The 16,536-nt window shown below is 53.2% G+C and carries 24 protein-coding genes and 1 pseudogene; 20 read left to right on the top strand and 5 right to left on the bottom strand.

The features are described from left to right. Positions 1-113: 113 nt before the first annotated feature. The 3 genes and pseudogenes from NL324_RS05635 to NL324_RS05625 form a co-directional block, all read right to left on the bottom strand. A pseudogene (locus tag NL324_RS05635) lies at positions 114-266 on the bottom strand (contact-dependent growth inhibition system immunity protein); the annotation flags it as partial. A gap of 40 nt (positions 267-306) precedes the next feature. After that, positions 307-1,245, bottom strand: a complete 939-nt coding sequence (locus tag NL324_RS05630; protein ID WP_253307079.1) for an IS3 family transposase — start codon at positions 1,243-1,245, stop codon at positions 307-309. Beyond that, a complete protein-coding gene (locus NL324_RS05625) occupies positions 1,173-1,472 on the bottom strand; it encodes a transposase (protein WP_253305847.1) in 300 nt (99 codons plus the stop codon). Before NL324_RS05625 ends, NL324_RS05630 begins: the two co-directional genes overlap by 73 nt. Positions 1,473-1,550: 78 nt before the next feature. On the opposite strand from NL324_RS05625, the gene NL324_RS05620 reads away from it, so the two are divergent. Genes NL324_RS05620 through NL324_RS05590 form a run of 7 tightly spaced genes read left to right on the top strand, consistent with a single transcriptional unit; the run spans position 1,551 to position 5,333 of the window. Further along, positions 1,551-1,976 (top strand): hypothetical protein, encoded by a 426-nt coding sequence (locus NL324_RS05620; RefSeq protein WP_253306676.1) that lies wholly within the window; start codon positions 1,551-1,553, stop codon positions 1,974-1,976. Continuing rightward, on the top strand, positions 1,973-2,377 hold the full coding sequence (locus NL324_RS05615; protein ID WP_253306675.1) for a head decoration protein: 405 nt from the start codon (positions 1,973-1,975) through the stop codon (positions 2,375-2,377). The genes NL324_RS05620 and NL324_RS05615 overlap by 4 nt, the downstream gene beginning before the upstream one ends. 17 nt (positions 2,378-2,394) lie before the next feature. Beyond that, a complete protein-coding gene (locus NL324_RS05610) occupies positions 2,395-3,402 on the top strand; it encodes a major capsid protein (protein ID WP_253306674.1) in 1,008 nt (335 codons plus the stop codon). Next, positions 3,399-3,707 carry a head-tail joining protein gene (locus NL324_RS05605; RefSeq protein ID WP_253306673.1) on the top strand — a complete coding sequence of 103 codons (309 nt, stop codon included), beginning with the start codon at positions 3,399-3,401 and terminating at the stop codon, positions 3,705-3,707. The genes NL324_RS05610 and NL324_RS05605 overlap by 4 nt, the downstream gene beginning before the upstream one ends. After that, the gene (locus NL324_RS05600; protein ID WP_253306672.1) at positions 3,704-4,231 is read left to right on the top strand and encodes a phage tail protein; all 528 of its coding nucleotides are present in this window, start codon (positions 3,704-3,706) and stop codon (positions 4,229-4,231) included. Before NL324_RS05605 ends, NL324_RS05600 begins: the two co-directional genes overlap by 4 nt. Beyond that, entirely contained in the window at positions 4,228-4,761 is a 534-nt protein-coding gene (locus tag NL324_RS05595) for a hypothetical protein (protein ID WP_253306671.1), read from the top strand. The genes NL324_RS05600 and NL324_RS05595 overlap by 4 nt, the downstream gene beginning before the upstream one ends. Then, positions 4,755-5,333, top strand: a complete 579-nt coding sequence (locus tag NL324_RS05590) for a phage baseplate assembly protein V (RefSeq protein WP_253306670.1) — start codon at positions 4,755-4,757, stop codon at positions 5,331-5,333. Before NL324_RS05595 ends, NL324_RS05590 begins: the two co-directional genes overlap by 7 nt. 12 nt (positions 5,334-5,345) lie before the next feature. Here the strand turns inward: NL324_RS05590 and NL324_RS05585 are convergent, their stop codons facing one another. Further along, complete coding sequence (locus NL324_RS05585; protein ID WP_253306669.1) at positions 5,346-5,600, bottom strand: Txe/YoeB family addiction module toxin; 255 nt, start codon at positions 5,598-5,600, stop codon at positions 5,346-5,348. Further along, entirely contained in the window at positions 5,597-5,851 is a 255-nt protein-coding gene (locus NL324_RS05580) for a type II toxin-antitoxin system Phd/YefM family antitoxin (RefSeq protein ID WP_253306668.1), read from the bottom strand. Before NL324_RS05580 ends, NL324_RS05585 begins: the two co-directional genes overlap by 4 nt. Positions 5,852-5,928: 77 nt before the next feature. Here NL324_RS05580 and NL324_RS05575 point away from each other — a divergent pair, with 77 nt between their 5' ends. From NL324_RS05575 to NL324_RS05515, 13 genes are all read left to right on the top strand, one after another. Beyond that, entirely contained in the window at positions 5,929-6,246 is a 318-nt protein-coding gene (locus NL324_RS05575; RefSeq protein ID WP_253306667.1) for a GPW/gp25 family protein, read from the top strand. Continuing rightward, positions 6,240-7,127: a baseplate assembly protein gene (locus NL324_RS05570; RefSeq protein WP_253307137.1), complete on the top strand. Its 888-nt coding sequence runs from the start codon at positions 6,240-6,242 to the stop codon at positions 7,125-7,127. Before NL324_RS05575 ends, NL324_RS05570 begins: the two co-directional genes overlap by 7 nt. Then, a complete protein-coding gene (locus NL324_RS05565) occupies positions 7,120-7,752 on the top strand; it encodes a phage tail protein I (RefSeq protein WP_253306666.1) in 633 nt (210 codons plus the stop codon). The genes NL324_RS05570 and NL324_RS05565 overlap by 8 nt, the downstream gene beginning before the upstream one ends. 2 nt (positions 7,753-7,754) lie before the next feature. After that, the gene (locus tag NL324_RS05560; RefSeq protein WP_253306665.1) at positions 7,755-8,771 is read left to right on the top strand and encodes a phage tail protein; all 1,017 of its coding nucleotides are present in this window, start codon (positions 7,755-7,757) and stop codon (positions 8,769-8,771) included. A gap of 84 nt (positions 8,772-8,855) precedes the next feature. Next, positions 8,856-10,073, top strand: coding sequence for a phage tail sheath subtilisin-like domain-containing protein (locus NL324_RS05555; protein WP_253306664.1), 1,218 nt, complete (start codon positions 8,856-8,858; stop codon positions 10,071-10,073). Next, a complete protein-coding gene (locus tag NL324_RS05550) occupies positions 10,070-10,573 on the top strand; it encodes a phage major tail tube protein (RefSeq protein ID WP_253306663.1) in 504 nt (167 codons plus the stop codon). The genes NL324_RS05555 and NL324_RS05550 overlap by 4 nt, the downstream gene beginning before the upstream one ends. Positions 10,574-10,584: 11 nt before the next feature. Continuing rightward, on the top strand, positions 10,585-10,914 hold the full coding sequence (locus tag NL324_RS05545) for a phage tail assembly protein (protein WP_253306662.1): 330 nt from the start codon (positions 10,585-10,587) through the stop codon (positions 10,912-10,914). A gap of 46 nt (positions 10,915-10,960) precedes the next feature. Further along, positions 10,961-12,796, top strand: coding sequence for a phage tail tape measure protein (locus NL324_RS05540; protein ID WP_253306661.1), 1,836 nt, complete (start codon positions 10,961-10,963; stop codon positions 12,794-12,796). Positions 12,797-12,863: 67 nt separating this feature from the next. After that, complete coding sequence (locus tag NL324_RS05535) at positions 12,864-13,154, top strand: hypothetical protein (protein ID WP_253306660.1); 291 nt, start codon at positions 12,864-12,866, stop codon at positions 13,152-13,154. A 49-nt stretch (positions 13,155-13,203) separates the two neighbouring features. Continuing rightward, positions 13,204-14,139 carry an Rpn family recombination-promoting nuclease/putative transposase gene (locus NL324_RS05530; protein WP_253306659.1) on the top strand — a complete coding sequence of 312 codons (936 nt, stop codon included), beginning with the start codon at positions 13,204-13,206 and terminating at the stop codon, positions 14,137-14,139. Positions 14,140-14,198: 59 nt separating this feature from the next. Next, positions 14,199-15,101, top strand: coding sequence for a phage tail protein (locus NL324_RS05525; protein WP_253306658.1), 903 nt, complete (start codon positions 14,199-14,201; stop codon positions 15,099-15,101). Next, a complete protein-coding gene (locus NL324_RS05520) occupies positions 15,076-15,282 on the top strand; it encodes a tail protein X (RefSeq protein WP_253306657.1) in 207 nt (68 codons plus the stop codon). Before NL324_RS05525 ends, NL324_RS05520 begins: the two co-directional genes overlap by 26 nt. A 3-nt stretch (positions 15,283-15,285) precedes the next feature. Next, positions 15,286-16,341 (top strand): phage late control D family protein, encoded by a 1,056-nt coding sequence (locus NL324_RS05515; protein ID WP_253306656.1) that lies wholly within the window; start codon positions 15,286-15,288, stop codon positions 16,339-16,341. Positions 16,342-16,536 lie beyond the last annotated feature (195 nt).

Here is a 16,536-nt window from a genome sequence, read left to right as displayed (position 1 = left end):
TAATCCAATGACTGATGTTTTTACCGTTGAAATCCAAAGCTCTACCTGTTGTAGATTGACCCCTAGGCTTCCCTACTCAACCAGAATACCCTTGCTTATACCATAAAGCAGCCTCACTTACAACGACTAAACGCCAGCCGCAAAGCGGCGCCCACCTCGGCAGGGGAGCTGCTCTCAGGAATAACGACATGGTCAGTTTCCTTAATGCCAGTACCGCTCCAACCCTCTAGTCGATCGTGATTACTCGGTGAGATGGTTATTAAACCTGATCTTGCCACCTTTTTTTAGACACAGAGAAGAGAAACCTTAAGCGACCTGGGATAACCAATTTTTTTCAAAATTTACAGGAGACAGATAGCCTAGCGTTGAGTGCCGTCTCTGTCGGTTATAAAACACTTCTACGTATTCAAAAATGCTCAATTTGGCTTGTTCTCTGCTCTCAAAACGTTCAAAGTGGGTGTGCTCTGTTTTTAAGGTATGGAAAAAACTCTCTGCTACTGCATTGTCATAACAATTGCCCGTACTACTCATGCTAAGCGTTATCTGGTGATGCGCCGATACAGCCTTGAATCCTTTGCTGGTATACTGGCTGCCTCGGTCGGAGTGGTGGATGAGACCTGCAGCAGGCTTCCTCCGTGTTATTGCCTGGCGTAATGCTGCGGCTACTAACTCGGTGGTCATGTGAGCTTGCATATCCATCCCCACGATACTACGAGAGAACAGGTCCAGTACGATAGCAACATACAACCATCCCTCTTGGGTCGGAATATAGGTAATATCTGCTGCCCAGTATTGATCAGGGCGAGTGGCTGTGAACTTCTGCTTGAGTAAATTAGGCGCCACTGCGGCCTTTGGATCGACTATTGTGGTTACCTTAAATCGTTTTTTCATCTTAGCCGCAATATGGGCTGCTTTCATTAGCCGACAAACCCGTTTGCGTGAACAGCGCTCACCTCTAGCTCGTAACTCAGCATGGATACGTGGGCTACCGTAAATTTGGTTGCTTATGGTATAAACCTCTTTAATTTCAGATATTAAACGCTCATCCTCACAATAGCGCTTGGATGGCTCAGCCTTGATAAACTGATAATAGCCACTGCGGGATACACCTAACACGTTGGACATCCTCTCTACGCTGAATTCCCCAGCATGCTTTTGCATAAACTGGTATTTTACTTGCGGGCCACTGAGAAGATGCCCAAGGCTTTTTTTAGGATATCCCTCTCTTCGCGTGCTATCGCCAATTCTTTCCGCAATTGACTGAGCTCAGCATCAGACGCTTTCAGGTATCCTTTGCCCGGGAAAGCCTCTGCACCATCCTTGTTATGCTGATGGACCCACCCTGCCAATGTACTCTTGGGAACTCCCAATTCCTCGCTCAATTGACAGAGCGTTTTACCAGTGCTGTGATACAGCTTTACCGCATTCAGCTTGAATTCCTTATCATAGCTCCTTGATTCCCCTTGATTCATAACTTCACCTCAAAAAGTAACAAAAAATTATACGCTTTGTTCCTCTTCGTTGTGTCCGTTAAAGGGTAGCAAGATCACTTGGTAGATAAGCCCTCCTCAGCTCCTGCTCCAGCCGCAGAGCCCCCGCTTCATAATATTGTTAGGCTCGTCAGTGCCTACTGTCAGGCGGGATTAACAGCCCCCAGTGAGTTCCTACTGCGGCGCCTCGATCTGGCGGATGAGATCCAAGTAGCCGCTGAGCTGGAGCGTATTAGCGCCATTGACTCTCTGTGTAAAACCGCCAACCAACCACAGTGGACCGTTCATTGCCTGCAATCAGCGATGACCCTTGACAGCGTCCGTGCTCAACTGCTTAACCAGCTGGTAGCAGCCACGATACCGATTAACCCGCAAGCGATCACAACAGAACCCCTAGTCACGCCGTTGCCGCCGAGCACGGAGATCTATGCGCGCCGCCACCGCCTGGCGACCACCACCCTACAAGCCTTAAGAGGAGTCTTATGAACATCAAAACAGAGCCGGTACACCCCGCTGAATTTATTATTTCAGAGAGCCCAGGACGCCTGTCACGGGAAGCCATCACGCTCACTGCTGGCGATCCCTTACCCGCCGGACAACTGCTGATCTTGGACGACGCCACCAGCACTTATCGCGTGTATACCCCGGAGAGCCCCGCTAATAGAGGCACCCGGGTAAAACCCAGTAGCCGTGAGGCAGAAGCAGAACCTTCAACCCCTGAGCCGCCGCCCACGCTGGCGCTGTTAGTCAACCCGGTGCCGGCCGATACCCTTCCCAGAAATGGGGGCGCTTGTGTCCGCTTAGCTGAAGTCAGCCGCGCGTTATTAACCGGGCTGGATGAAGTCGCCCGGCACTCCCTCGCTGCCCGCTTTTTAATCGTGCGTTAACACCATAGGTCCAGCCGATGCCCGTCAGTTTTGAAGCCTTTAATGATCACGCCTTTAGCGTTACCTCGCTGACCGCCGCTATTAATCAGCCCCCAGAGGGGCAAGCAGTCCCCACGCTACTCGATAGCCTATTTGAAGAGGAGGGGATCACCACCACCTCGGTGCTGATTGAGCGCGAAGGCAACGAACTGGCATTAGTCCCCGCCAGTGAACGCGGCGCCCCCACGGATGTCACATTGGCCAGTAAAAGAGATTTGATCCCCTTCGCCACCTTGCATCTGGCCACGGTGGCTGCCATTAAAGCCGATGAGTTCCAAAATATCCGCGCCTTTGGCACGGAGAATACCGCACAAACCCTACAAAGCCTGGTGGCTAAGCGGCTGCAGAAGATGCGCCAACGGCTCGAGGCCACCCTGCGCTATCAGCGGGTGGGTGCCATCACCGGCGAGATTTTTGATGCCGATGGTAGCCGTAAGCTGCTCGATCTCTACCAAAGTTTTAATATCAAACAGAACAGCGTCACGATGGGCTTCAGTGATGCCAGCAGCGAGGTGCAAAAAAAGGTACTGGAGGCCAAACGTAAAAGTGAAGATGCCCTGGGCGATGCTGGAGTCATCACCGGCTGGTTGGCCATTTGTGGGCGGGGCTTCTATGACGCCTTGATCAGCCACCCTTCGGTCCAACAGGCCTTTGCCCGCTGGAATGATGGCCAATTTTTACGCGACGATTTGCGAAAAGGCTTCACCTTTTGTGAGGTGATGTGGAAGGAGTTTTATGGCCGCGTGGGTAAACTCTCCTTTATCAACGATCAGGAGGGTTATTTGATCCCCGTCGGCATCAGTGACTTTCTCATTACCCGCTATGCCCCGGCCGATTATGTGGAGACGGTGAATACCATTGGCCTGCCCTTCTACGCCAAGCAGGAGCGGCTGCGGCTGGACAAAGGCATTGAGCTTGAGGCGCAGTCTAATCCGCTCAATCTCTGCACCAAGCCCCGAGCCATCATTAAACTCACCGCCAAATGATCACCGGACAACCTTTTCGTGATCTGGTCACTGCCCAGGATGCGCGACTCTTTGAGTTACTCTCCGATACCGTAGAGATTGCTGGGAATCCCTGCCAAGGGATGTTTTCCGCCCCCTGGCTAGCCCCGCAATTAGGCCAATTAACTACCGGCCTCCTTGAGCCACACCTGGTGATTAGAGAGGAGGATGCCCGCACCATCAGCACCGGCACGCTGGTGAGCTTTAGCGCCCTCGATTACACAGTGGTCGGGATTGAGCCCGACAGCACTGGACTGACGGTCCTGTTATTAAGGCCGCTTGATTGACCACGTTAACCGTCACCCTGGATGTGGAAGCAGTGATGCGAAAACTGCGCCCCTTGGGGGCCCAAGCCTGCCAAACAGCCTGGCGCCGTACGCTGAAAAAAAGTAGTCGCTGGATCGCCACGCAAACGGCCAAAGCGATCAGCCAACAGACCAAAATCCCACAGAAGCTGATTAAAAAACGGCTCTATTTTTTCCCAAAATCAGCGAGCAGTGGCAAAGTGTGGTTGGGGTTAAACCCCCTCCCAGCGCATCACTTGGGACAACCTAAACAGACTCGCACCGGGGTTAGCGTCGGCCGTTACCACTTTGCCGGGGCCTGGCTGATGCGCTACCGGGCGCCCAATGGTCCGGTGTTTCGGCGACTGACTCCGAAATCAGCCCGCTATGGCAACGTTACAGTGGCCTGGTCTAGTGCCGGAGAAGCGGCCTTTACCGCGGCCGCCCGCCAGCTCCGCCCGCGCCTGTTGACCGTTTTGGCTCAAGAGGTGAACTATGCGATCCACCAAGCATTGGCTAAAACATGAATCACCCCACGACGCTGATCTCCTTGGCCAGTTTGCACCAAGCCATTGTTCATGGCCTACAGTGCAAGTTAACAGCCCCCGTGTGGATTGCCGCCTATCCAGTGATTCAACGCACGCTAGCCTTGCCAGCCGTGCTGATCGAACTGACTGAACTAGAGCCTGGCGACGATCCGGGTACCGGTGAAACGGCGCTAGTCGCCCACCTACAGGCGAGAGTGATGGTCGATCCTAATCGGCCGCAGGCAGCGCTCTCCGTGCGCGAGCTCGCAGCTCAAGTAGTCGTCGCCCTAACCCATGAGCAGTGGGGTTTGCCGATCACCCCAGCCAAGCTGAGCCGGATGGGTGAGGCGCTGATTAAGCCTGATTTAGAAGGCTATCTGGCCTGGAGTGTGGAGTGGTCGCATGAACTGCATCTAGGGACGGTAGTCTGGCCCTACAGGGATGAGAGTGAATTGACCCTAGCAGTGGGGTTTACTCCGGATGCCGGGCCTCCTGTTGATCACCAGCTGATTAAGGAGCGGGCATGCTAGCAGGATTTGTGGTGGCTGAGCTGGATCGACGGCTAGCAGCGATGATTCAACCAGGCACTATCGCGGCTATCGACTATACCACCGCTCGCGCTCGGGTACGAGTCGGTGACTGGATCTCAGCTTGGCTGCCTTGGCAGAGCCGTGCCGGTCAAGTCACCAGCTGGTGCCCGCCAACAGTCGGTGAGCAGTGTCTGCTGCTCTCTGCCTCTGGCATGCCTGAGCTCGGCTTTATTTTGACCGGATTCTACACCGAGACCTATCAGCCAGCCGATCAGCAGCCGCAAACGATAGCGCTCCGTCTGCCCGATGGTGCCCAACTGCTGTATGACTGGCAAACCAGCACTTTGGAAGTGGCGGGGATCCAAACCATCAAGATCAGCAATGCACAGATGATCACAGTGGAAAGTAGTGACACTGTCACAATTAAAGTCCCGCAACTGCTCCTTCAAGGGGAACTGCGGGTAGAGGGCTCAATCCAGGCGACTGGGGATATCCAAGCGGATGGCATTAGCCTGCAGCAGCATCGCCATCAAGCCCAGGGCAGTAACGCCGAGACCAGTCCACCACAGTGAAAACCAGATATTTTAATAGTGATATCGGCATTGGACGATAGTAGTGGTTTTATCGGAAAATTTGTAAACCAGTCGATGTTCACGATCAATTCGACGTGACCAGTAACCAGCCCACTGGTGCTTCAACGGTTCGGGATCGCCTATCCCTTGGAAAGGCTGCCTTTGGATCGCCGTTATCAGCATGTTGATTCTTTTGAGCAGTTGTTTATCCTGTCGTTGCCAATAGAGATAATCCTCCCACGCGGCAGCTGTCCAGGCGACGATCACGCTTCGATTAACCCCTGCTGAACAGCATTTCCAGCCTCTGCTTCAGCAATAGATTGACTCAATCTTACCGCATTTTTAGGACTGGCCATTAAATAGGCTGTTTCCTCATAAGATCTAAAATCTTCGAGAGACATCACAACTGCTGGCTTACCAGTTTGTCGCGTGATCAGTACGGGTAAATGGTCATCGTTCACTTTATCTAAGGTGCTTGCCATATGACTACGAAAAAAAGAGTAACTCAAACTCTGCATCAGGGTGATCTCTTGTTTACTATCGGTACTTATTATTGTACCTATATTTTTTGATTGTACCAATGGAATTAACTGGCATGCATCGCAGTAGTGGTGCCCCGCTGTCTGGGATCGCCCATCTGCAGCAATCCATTAAAGATATTTTGACCACCCCGCTCGGCAGCCGCCGCATGCGACCAGAGTATGGCTCAGAGCTACCACGCTATGTCGATTTACCAATTAACCGCGGCTGGATCTCCGCGGTGCAGGCAGAAGCTGCCCGGGCCATCAGCCGCTGGGAGCCGCGGCTCAAACTCACGGCAGTCCAGGTGGAAGCCATTGTTGAGGGCTCCATTCATTTTAATATCCGGGGCCACTATGCGGCGGCGCCAATCGTTTTAGTGATGGCCTGGTGATCGATCTGGCACAACTGCCACCCCCTGAGGTGGTGGAGTCTCTAGACTTTGAGACCCTTTATCAGCAGCTGTTAGCGCTGTTTCGTACTCTGATGGGCGAGCGCTGGGAGGCCCCACTGGAATCCGATCCCGTGATCAAACTACTAGAGCTGGCCGCCTACCGGGAACTCCAGCTGCGAGCCCGCATTAATGATGCCGCCTGCTCCGTGTTATTGGCTTTTGCCGTCGGTGCCGATTTAGAGCAGTTAGCGGCTAACGTCAATGTCTCCAGGCTACTCGTGACTCCAGGCGATCCTCAGGCTAACCCGCCCGTGGCGCCCTGCTATGAGAGCGATAGCAGCCTGCGCGCTCGGGTACCGCAGGCGTTTGAAGGGCTATCGGTGGCTGGCTCCCGCGCCGCCTATCGCTATCGGGCCTTGTCAGCCGATGGCCGGGTGATTGATGCCAGTGTCGAGAGTCCTCAACCCGCCACCGTGGTTGTCACCCTGCTCTCCAGTGAGACTAGTGGCGCCGCTTCCACAGAGTTACTGACCACGGTTGAGCAGGCGCTCTCCGGTGAGGCGGTTCGACCAGTGGCCGATCGGCTAACCGTCCAAGCTGCCGAGATCGTCCCCTATCGCATCAACGCCGGATTATGGCTCTATCCAGGACCAGCCATCGAGCCCATTATGGCCGCCTCCCGGCAACAGGTGATCCAGTATACCCAGCAGCTGCAGCGCTTGGGGCGGGATATTCGCTGCTCAGCGCTGTTTGCCGCCCTGCATGTAGAGGGGGTACAGCGGATCGAGCTGATAGCGCCCACGGACGATCTAATTTTAAGTAGTCAACAAGCCGCTTATTGTGAACAGATTGACCTCAGCTACCAAGGTGCTGATGAGTAGCCAGCTGCTGCCACCTAATGCCACGCGCTTGGAGCGCGCACTAGCCGATACCCTCAATCAGCCCTGTCCGCTGCCGATTACCCAGCTCTGGAGCCCGGAACACTGCCCCTTAGCGCTGCTGCCCTATCTCGCCTGGGCCCGTTCGGTAGATCGTTGGGATCCCAACTGGCCAGAAGCTACCAAACGCTTGATGGTCAGCAACGCCTTCTATATCCATCAGCACAAGGGCACCCTCAGCGCCTTAAAACGGGTGATCGCCCCCTTTGCCGGGGATTTTAAAATTACTGAGTGGTGGCAAACCACGCCACCAGGAGCGCCCGGGACCTTTACTATTGTATTGTCTGTCATAGAGACCGGGATCTCTGAGGAGACCTATCTCGAGCTGCAACGGCTACTCGATGATGCCAAACCCGCCAGCCGCCCCTATGCGCTCACCATCGCTGTTAAATCGTTAGGTCATTGCTCCGTGCAACTGGGTTGTTTTGACGGCGATCTGCTGGTGATCCAAGCATTGCTAGGCCCCATCGACGATCCAGCCCTACCCGCTCTCTATTGTGCGACAGTAGGCTGTTTTGACGGTGATCTGCTGGTGATTCACCCCCTAGACTCACTTCATGGAGAATAGCAGTGTCACAACACTACGGGGCATTATTAACCGCGCTGGGCGAGGCTAAAATCACCGCAGCGATCGCTCATCATGCCCAGATACAACTCACCCACTTAGCGGTGGGCGATGGTGACGGCCAGCTGCCACCGCTTCATTCAGCACAAACTACCTTAGTGCACGAACAGTATCGAGTGGCTCTTAGTAGTCTCACCATCGATCCAGACAACCGTAGCCACCTGATCGCCGAGGCCATCCTCCGGGAAGAGGTTGGCGGTTGGTGGATCCGCGAAATTGGTCTGTTTGATGAGCACGGGGAGCTCTGTGCGGTGGCTAACTGCCCAGAGACCTACAAGCCCAAGCTAGAAGAGGGTGCCGGTCGAACGCAGGTGATCCGCCTGGTCTTGATCGTCAGCAGTGCGACTGCTGTAGCCCTCACCATTGATCCAGCTGTTGTGTTAGCCACCCGGAAAGAGCTTGTTGATGTGCTCAATCAACATGTCTCAGAGCCTGATCCACATCACCAATATTTAACTAGAATTGATCCTGTTCTACAAGGTCACCCAACAACCCCAACACCACAGCCATTTAGTAAAGATTCATCGATTGCGACGACTGAATTTGTGCAAACCGCCTTAGAAAATAATTCAGGAGTATTCTTTTTTGATAAAAGGAGAAATAGTTCAAATCAATTAGTAGATAATAAATATTCAGAAAATATTCTATCTGAAACAGAAATTGAGTTATCAGAAATACATGTTGGATCATTTATAATATTTTGGGTTGATAGTAAAATAAATATTAAACTACCCACTTCTGTCCCTAAAGGTTCTAAATTTTGTATTGCCAACCATGGTGCAAGTGGTGCTTCACTTGAAGTAGGCTCCAATTCAATATATTCACCTGCTCATGCTCATAATTCCGGTATATTCGAAATGCCCGCCGCTTCACATGCGGAATTTATTTATTGTGGTCAGGATACTGTATTAAGTTATTACTTTGTAATAAATTTCCTTGCTCAACATAATCCATTAGCATAAATAATTTTTCTGGTTATCTAAAAGAATATGAATTTCTTTAAAGATTAATAACTTATTGTAAACTTTTTTAGAGAGATACTGTTCATGACCAGTGCTTTTTTCCATGGGGTGACGGTAACGCTGATTGATAGTGGACCACGCCCGATAGCCACCCCCGCCGCTTCAATTATTGGTCTCGTGGACACCTATACCCCGGCGACCGCATTAGCCCCGCCACACCAACCGGTGTTACTCACCAACCAGCGGGAGGCAGTACAACAGTTCGGGGCAGGTAGTGCTATCGCTCAATCTGCTCGCGGCATCTTTGCCCAATCCGCCGCCGTGGTGGTTGCGGTGGGGGTACCCTTAAACCCTACCGAGCACGCCCCTGAAGCAGCAGAAAAACCCGCTCGCAAATCGACTGCCACTACAGAGACCAGCCCACTGATGACTGCTCTGATTGGTGGGATCGGAGCTGAGGGGCAGCGCACCGGGATGCAGGTGCTGTTGGATGGCAAATCAGTGCACAATGCCCAACCCCGTTTAATCCTCTGCCCGGGCCACTCAGCACACCCAGCCGTCGCCACGGCGATGCAGGCTTTAGCCGATAAGCTAAAAGCCATTGCCATTATTGATGGCCCCAATCGCGATGATCAGGCTGCTATTCAATATTTTGCTGAAATCAGCAGTCAACGGGTCTACGCAGTCGATCCTTGGCTAAAAATTTGGGATGCCGAGAGTGACACGATGCAGATCGTCCCCGCCTCCCCCGCGGTCGCTGGCCTGTTTGCTAAAACCGATCGCCAAGTTGGTTTTTGGGCCTCACCCTCCAATAAAGCGCTGCTAGAGGTGATCGGCACCGCCCGACCGATTGAATTTATTGAGGGCGATGACACCTGCCGCGCCAACCTGCTCAATAGCGCCCATATCGCCACCATTATTCGGGAGGGCAGCTATCGCTTATGGGGGAATCGCAGCTGCTCCAGCGATCCCAAGTGGGCCTTTATCACCCGCGTACGCACCGTCGATATGGTGATGGAGGCCCTTCTGTTGGGCCATCAATGGGCTGTCGATCGCTCCATCACTAAAACCTATCTCAAAGAGGTGACCGAAGGCGTACAAGCCTTTATGCGCGATTTAAGAGCCCAGGGGGCTATCATCAACTTCGAAGTCTATCCTGATGAAGCCCTCAACAGCCCTACTCAGCTAGAGCAGGGACGTGTCTACTGGACCATTCGCTTTACGGATGTGCCCCCAGCCGAGAACCCTAACTTTAGGGTTGAAGTAACCAACCAGTGGATTAGTGAGATCATCGACTTATGATTCCGCAAACCCTTTACAATATGAATCTGTTTATCGACGGCATCAGCTTTGCGGGTGTCGCCACCCAAGTCACCCCACCAAAGCTCAAAATCAAAGCCGAAGAGTATCGCGGCGGCGGCATGGATGCGCCGATCAAAATGGACTTAGGCCTGGAGATGTTAGAGGCCAACTTCTCACTATCCACCCTAGCCCCGCAAGCGCTGCAGTGCTTTGGTGTCGCCGATCAAAGTGCGTTTAATGGTGTCTTTAGAGGGGCGCTGCGCGACCACAAAGGCGCCGTACAGGCCTGTATCTTAACGATGCGTGGGATGCTCACCGAAGTCGATATGGGCGACTGGAAACCTGCGGAAAAAGCTGAAAGTAAATTTACGCTGGCCTGCAGTTACTACAAATTCGAATTGGATGGCGCCCTCCTCTATGAGATTGACCCCCTAGCCTCGGTACGAGTCATTGATGGCCGCGATCAATTAACCGCTATTCGAGTGGCCTTAGGCCTTTAAGGAGTTACTGGATGGAACAGTTAACCGTCACCCTAGAGTACCCCGCCCCCTTTGATGGCGTGCTGCGCGATCGCCTAAGCCTGCGAGCACCAAAAGTGCGGGATATGCGTAGTGCTGCCAAACAGGCGCCACAAGATATTGAAGAGCGCGAGCTGATTCTGTTTGGGCTATTAGCGGAGGTATCGCCCAAAGAGTTAGAGGGACTGCACTTTACCGACTATCGGCGGTTGCAGGAGGGCTATTTTCGCCTGGTCTCCCCTAGCACAGCTGCCAATCCAGTCGCTGTGCCGACTGATGAAACGGCTCGCCCGCGAGCTGCACTTCCAGCCCTCGGAGATTGACCAACTCACCCTAGAACAGGCCCTGTGGTGGCTAGAGGAGTAACCGATGGCACGTGATATCGCAATGGGATTGGTCATCGGCGGTGCGGTCGATGGCTCACTTGGCAAAGCTGTCAAACAGGCAGGCTCACAGCTTGAGGCGCTACAGCAGCAAGCCGCCAAACAGCGACTCTGGCAACAGACCATTGGGGAGACCCAACAGCTACAGCGCGATTTCCAGCGGCTAAAACTCAGTGGGGATGATGCCGCTACCGGCATCCAGCGGCAGCTGGAAAGCAACCTCCTCACGCTAAAAAAAGCGGGCATTGAGCTACAGAGCCTGGATCAGGCCTATCAGCAACTGGGGCGGACTGCCAAAGGATTAGAGCTGCGGGCCAGTGGTCATCAACTCATCAGCCAGGGGATGGCTCAGGGGAAACAGGCCCTTGGCGATGCCCTAAAATTAACCGCCACCGTAGCGGTACCGACCCTGTTATCAGCCAACTACCAAGATTTGATCCGCGATATCGTGATCAAAGCCGGGCAGGCCGGCACGGCTGAGGAGGCCCGCATTGGCCAATTGATTGCTAAGACCGCCTCAGAGGTTGGGATAGCGCGCAATGAACTGGCCGAAGCGCTCAACCAGATGGTCGGGGCCGGGATGGAATTGCAGCAAGCAGTCCAATTGGCACCCAGTCTGGCCAAGTTCTCCGTCAGCCAACGCTCGGAGAGCAGCGATACCGCCCGCATGATGACCGCCATGGTGCAGAATGCCGGCATTGTCGATCCGCAACAGATGCAACAGGCGTTAGAGTCAATTGCCTATTTGGGCAAAGAGGGCTCATTTGAGGCCTCCGATATGGCCAAATGGTTCCCACAAATCTTAGCGGAGACCAAGAAGCTAGGCATTACTGGCGTTGAAGCCATAGTCAAAGCCGGGGCTGCCTTACAGGTGATGATGAAGGTCTCTGGCTCCAGTGATGAAGCGGCCACCATCCTGAAGAACTGGATGTCCAAGATGGGTGCCATGGAGACCAAAGAGCGCTATACAAAGGTTGGCATTGACTACCCAGCGGTGATGCAGCAGTTTATTCAGAAAGGCTGGGATCCCCTACTGGCCTCCTTTAAGCTCGTCCAGCTGTATATTGAGAAAAGCGATCCCGAAGAAGCTGCCAGGATGTCCAAAACCCTGGCAGCGATCGACCAAGAGAGCAATCAGGCGAAAAAGCAGGCGATGCTGAAAGCCTTCGCTGAATCGATGAAAGCGGGCGATCTCTTTACCAACCAATACACCAAAGCCGCTCTCACGGCAGCGATGCAAAATGAGGCCCTGCTACATCAACTGGTAAAGGGAGCAAGCGGGGTGAGCGGTGAACTAGACAAAGATTTACGCGATCGCCGCGTGATGTCCAAACAGATCTGGGCTGAGGTTGTGCAAGCCTGGGATGAAGCCGCACGACAGGTGGGGGATGCCCTACGCCCCCTGACCGACACCGTTGGCAGCCTGCTGAAACAGCTCGGCCTAGGGCTAGCTAACCTAGCAGAAAAAGCACCGCTGGCGATAGCCGCCATCACCACCTTAGCTGGTGGCTTTATCGGCTTAAAAGCCCTACAAGCCAGCTGGAGTATCGGCAAAGGCGCAATGGCAGTCGCCAAGGGCACCTTATTAGGAGGGATAGCTAAAGTCCAACCAGGGGGTATCAGCAATTTAGGCAAATCCACACTAGGTAAAGTGGGAGGTGCCCTTGGCAAAGCTGGCGGCTATCTGGGGGGTGCCTTAGCTCTCGGGAGTACGGCTTATCAAATCTATGACACTGCTCAGCACGCCACCACCAGTGCCGAAAAAGGGGCCGGTTACGGCGATGCCGTCGGCGGCTTAGCGGGGGGGCTTAGCTGGTGCTAAATTAGGCGCCTTAGTCGGCGCCTGGGGCGGCCCCATCGGTATCGCCATTGGCGGGGTACTCGGTAGCGTGGTGGGCACCCTAGGCGGTGGTCAATTAGGTGGCTGGTTAGGGAAATCACTATTTGGCAGTGAATCCCCGCTGCCAGAGGCAGCTCATCCAGCTATCAGCGTACCCGATAAGCCGCCAGCAGCGGTCAATCAGCAGCTACAGTTTTCACCAACGGTACAAGTCACCGTGCAGGGTGAGATGAAAGATCCCAAGCAACTCGCCAACGATCTGATGCCCCACTTGCACAGCCTATTCGAACAATTTCACCAGCAGCAACAGCGCACCGCATGGTATGATACCGCTTACTAGTGAATAGGCACACTGTGTTGTAAACTGCTATCGTGGTGAGAACAACTGAATGTCAGAAACAAAAATAACACACCCCCACGACCGGCTGTTTAAGCGGTCAATGCAACAAATTAAGATCGCCATTGATCTCTTTCGCTCCTGCTTGCCCCCAGCGCTGGTCAATGATATTGATTGGTCAACCCTGACGCTGATTAATAGTGAGTACCTGCTTCAAGGGCTGGAAAAATTACAGAGCGACTGTGTTTACAGCTGTAAAATCAGGGGAGAAGAGGGTTATATCATTTTTGCCAGTGAGCATCAAAGCACTGAAAAGGCCATGATGAGTTACCGCATGCTGCGTTACGGTGTAACTATTATGGACCAACATCTTGCCCAAGGCCATCAGAAGCTACCCATCGTATTGCCCATCGTGATGTACCACGGCACAGTGTCGCCTTACCCCTATTCCTGTGAGATATGGGACTGTTTTAGCCATCCAGAGCTCGCTAAACAGTGGGCGCTTAAACCCTTTCAACTGATCGATTTAACGGTCCTATCGGATGAAGAGATTGAGCAACATGGCCTGGCCAACGTCCTAGAAATGCTGCTTAAGCATTCGCGTCAAGAGCGGGTATTGGGGTGGCTGAAAAAGATGATTGCTGCGGGCAAACTGACTATAATCTACTCAGAGATTGGCCCAGATTATGTTAGGGACATTGGAAAGTATATTATCAAAGCGTGTGGTGATGAGAAATACCCCGAAGAGCGTGATCAGGCCATAGCGCTACTGGCCAGCGCAGTACCAGAAGTAGGAGAGGATATCATGACTTTTGCACAACAGTTTAAGCAAGAAGGGATTCGACAGGGTATGCAGCAGGGTATGCAGCAGGGTGTTCAACAAGAGAAGCATGAGATTGCCAAGCGTCTGTTGGAGAGAGGGATGTCACCAGAGGATATCGTGCAGATCACTGGACTTGCTAAGAAAGAGTTAAAAGCGCTGCATTGATGCAGCCGCAGTGCTATCAAACTCAATGAATCGCGGGCAACCAGGCCGCGAGGTGTTGTATGCCAAACACCTCGGTTATTAACCTTATCTCTCAATCGACCACCGCCATTGCCGGCGCTGCCGGCCAGACCCATCGTTTTAGTGAGCTAGTCACGCAATCCCACGCCGAGGGCAGTGCACTACGGGTGGCTGCCCAGAGTAGCTCAGCACTCTCTGGAACTGCTGGTCAATTATCCACACTGGCTAAGCTGGTCTCAGCCGGGGGGAGCTCTTCGGCTGATCGGAACGCCATCACGCGTGGGATCGCACGGATGGGCGCTGGATTAGCGGAGATCGACCGCAGCCTGCGGCAGGTAAATCAAGGGATCAACACCGCGGTCAACGCCAACAGCCAGTTAAGTGCCTCTGCCCAATCAATCAGCCAAGCTAAACAGGCTGTCAGCAGCAGCTTACAGGCCCTGCAGAGCAAGCTGGGGAGTGGCCAAGAGCTGGGCCAACGGCAGAGCATCGTTCAACGGAGCTCAACTTTAATGCCCACGCTGACCGGGCCTCGCTCCCATTTGCTGGTCTTGATCGCTGAACAGGGACAGCGCTACTTTTTTGGATTAACGACTGCCGCCTTTGACAAATTACAGCGCAAAATTAGCTATAACGTGATCGCACAAGAGCGTTTGGGGAGACCTGATGCCTTGCAAGCGGTTAATCAAGGGGGTGAAACTATTACCTTGAGTGGCGTGGTCTTTACCCAGTTTTCTGGTATTGCTCAGTTAGATGCGTTGCGAGAGATTGGCTTCCAAATGAAGCCGGTCGAATTGGTGATGGGCTATGGGGATGTCTTGGGACGCTGGTATCTCACGGCCATTGATGAGGAACAGCAAGCGCTACTAGCGAATGGCGTGCCCCGCAAACAGAGCTTCAGCGTGGAGTTTAAACGCTATGGCGACGATTATACGAAGTTCTGAAGGGGATCTCTTAGATACCCTGTGCTACGCTCATTACGGCCACTTAAACGGCACGGTAGAAGCGGTACTGAGGGCGAATCCTGGGTTGAGTGCCCTACCGCAACCCTACCCAGCAGGCGTCACCCTGCGCTTCCCTGAGCTGGCAGCTGCACGCAGCGAGACCATCCACCTCTGGAGCTGATCGATGCGGCCCCTATTTCAAGTCATCGCGGATGCCCAGGATATCACCCCCCTACTTCAAGATCGGCTCCTGAGCTTGCAGGTGATCGATCGGGTCGCTTTGGCGGCAGATAGCTGTGAAATCAAACTAGATGATCGTGATAGCAAGATTGCTTTTCCGCGCAAAGGTGCTTGCTTAACCCTCTCCTTGGGCTGGCAAGGCAGCGGTTTAACAGTAATGGGCCACTATACTATCGATGAAATTGAACTCACGGGCCCACCGCGTACAGTAACACTACGGGGCACCTCGACCGCGATGGCGGGGACCGCTAAAAACAGTCGCTCGCAAGCTTGGGAACAGGTGACATTGTCACATATCGTCCAAGCGATTGCCGCCCGCCAAGGTTGGATAGCCACTTGCCCGATTGAAACCCTGGTGACCCGTGCTGATCAAGTGGGGGAATCTGATTTAAATTTTTTAAGCCGTTTAGCCCGCCAATACAACGCCACCGCCACCCTCAAGGCGGGAAAATTGCTGGTGCTACCCCGGGCGGCTGGCAAGCAGGCTAGTGGCGGAGAGTTACCGCTGGCGAGCTTAACCCTCCATGAGGTGGCTAATTTTCGGTTGCTGTTTCCTAATCGAACGAGCGTCGCCAAGGTCCTTGCCAAAGCCCATGATAGCCAAACCGGACAGCAGGTGACCATTGAAATCCCCAATCCAGAGGCTCCCATCACTTCAGCAGGGGCAGTACATGCTGAACGGCATACCTACGCGAATGCCAGCCTAGCTACCGCAGCGGCCCAGGCCGCCCTCGCCCGCTTAAATCGAGAGACTGCCAGTGGCACGCTGGAGCTGCGCGGCCGTGGAGACTTAGTGGCAGAGAAGTTCATCAAACTAAGTGGTTTTAAAACAGAGGCAGATGGAGTTTATCTCATCGAATCAGTGACCAACCACTTTACACAGCGCAGTTGGACTACCTCAATTGAGATTTCAGCAGGTCAATCAGGGAAAGCAAACCTGGGGCAGCCCTCAAAACCACAACCACCCCTGCTGATTGAGATCCCTGAAGCGCCTCAGTAAGGATCGCTGGCCATCATCGCTTGGTAGACTATATAGTTGCCCTAGGGATCTATTTGAATAATATGATCAAAGACTTTCAAAAAATAAAGTCTATAGGAAAATAGAAACAATTTTTATAAGTTATTTAGACGGGTTTTAAGTAAATCTTTTTAATACAATTGATATTCCATCAAACGGTCGATTGTTGTAAACATG

This window comes from unidentified bacterial endosymbiont, assembly GCF_918320885.1.
In the GTDB taxonomy this organism is placed as follows: domain Bacteria; phylum Pseudomonadota; class Gammaproteobacteria; order Enterobacterales.
Note: the sequence above shows the minus strand (reverse complement) of the source record. Positions and strands in the feature narration are given on the sequence as shown.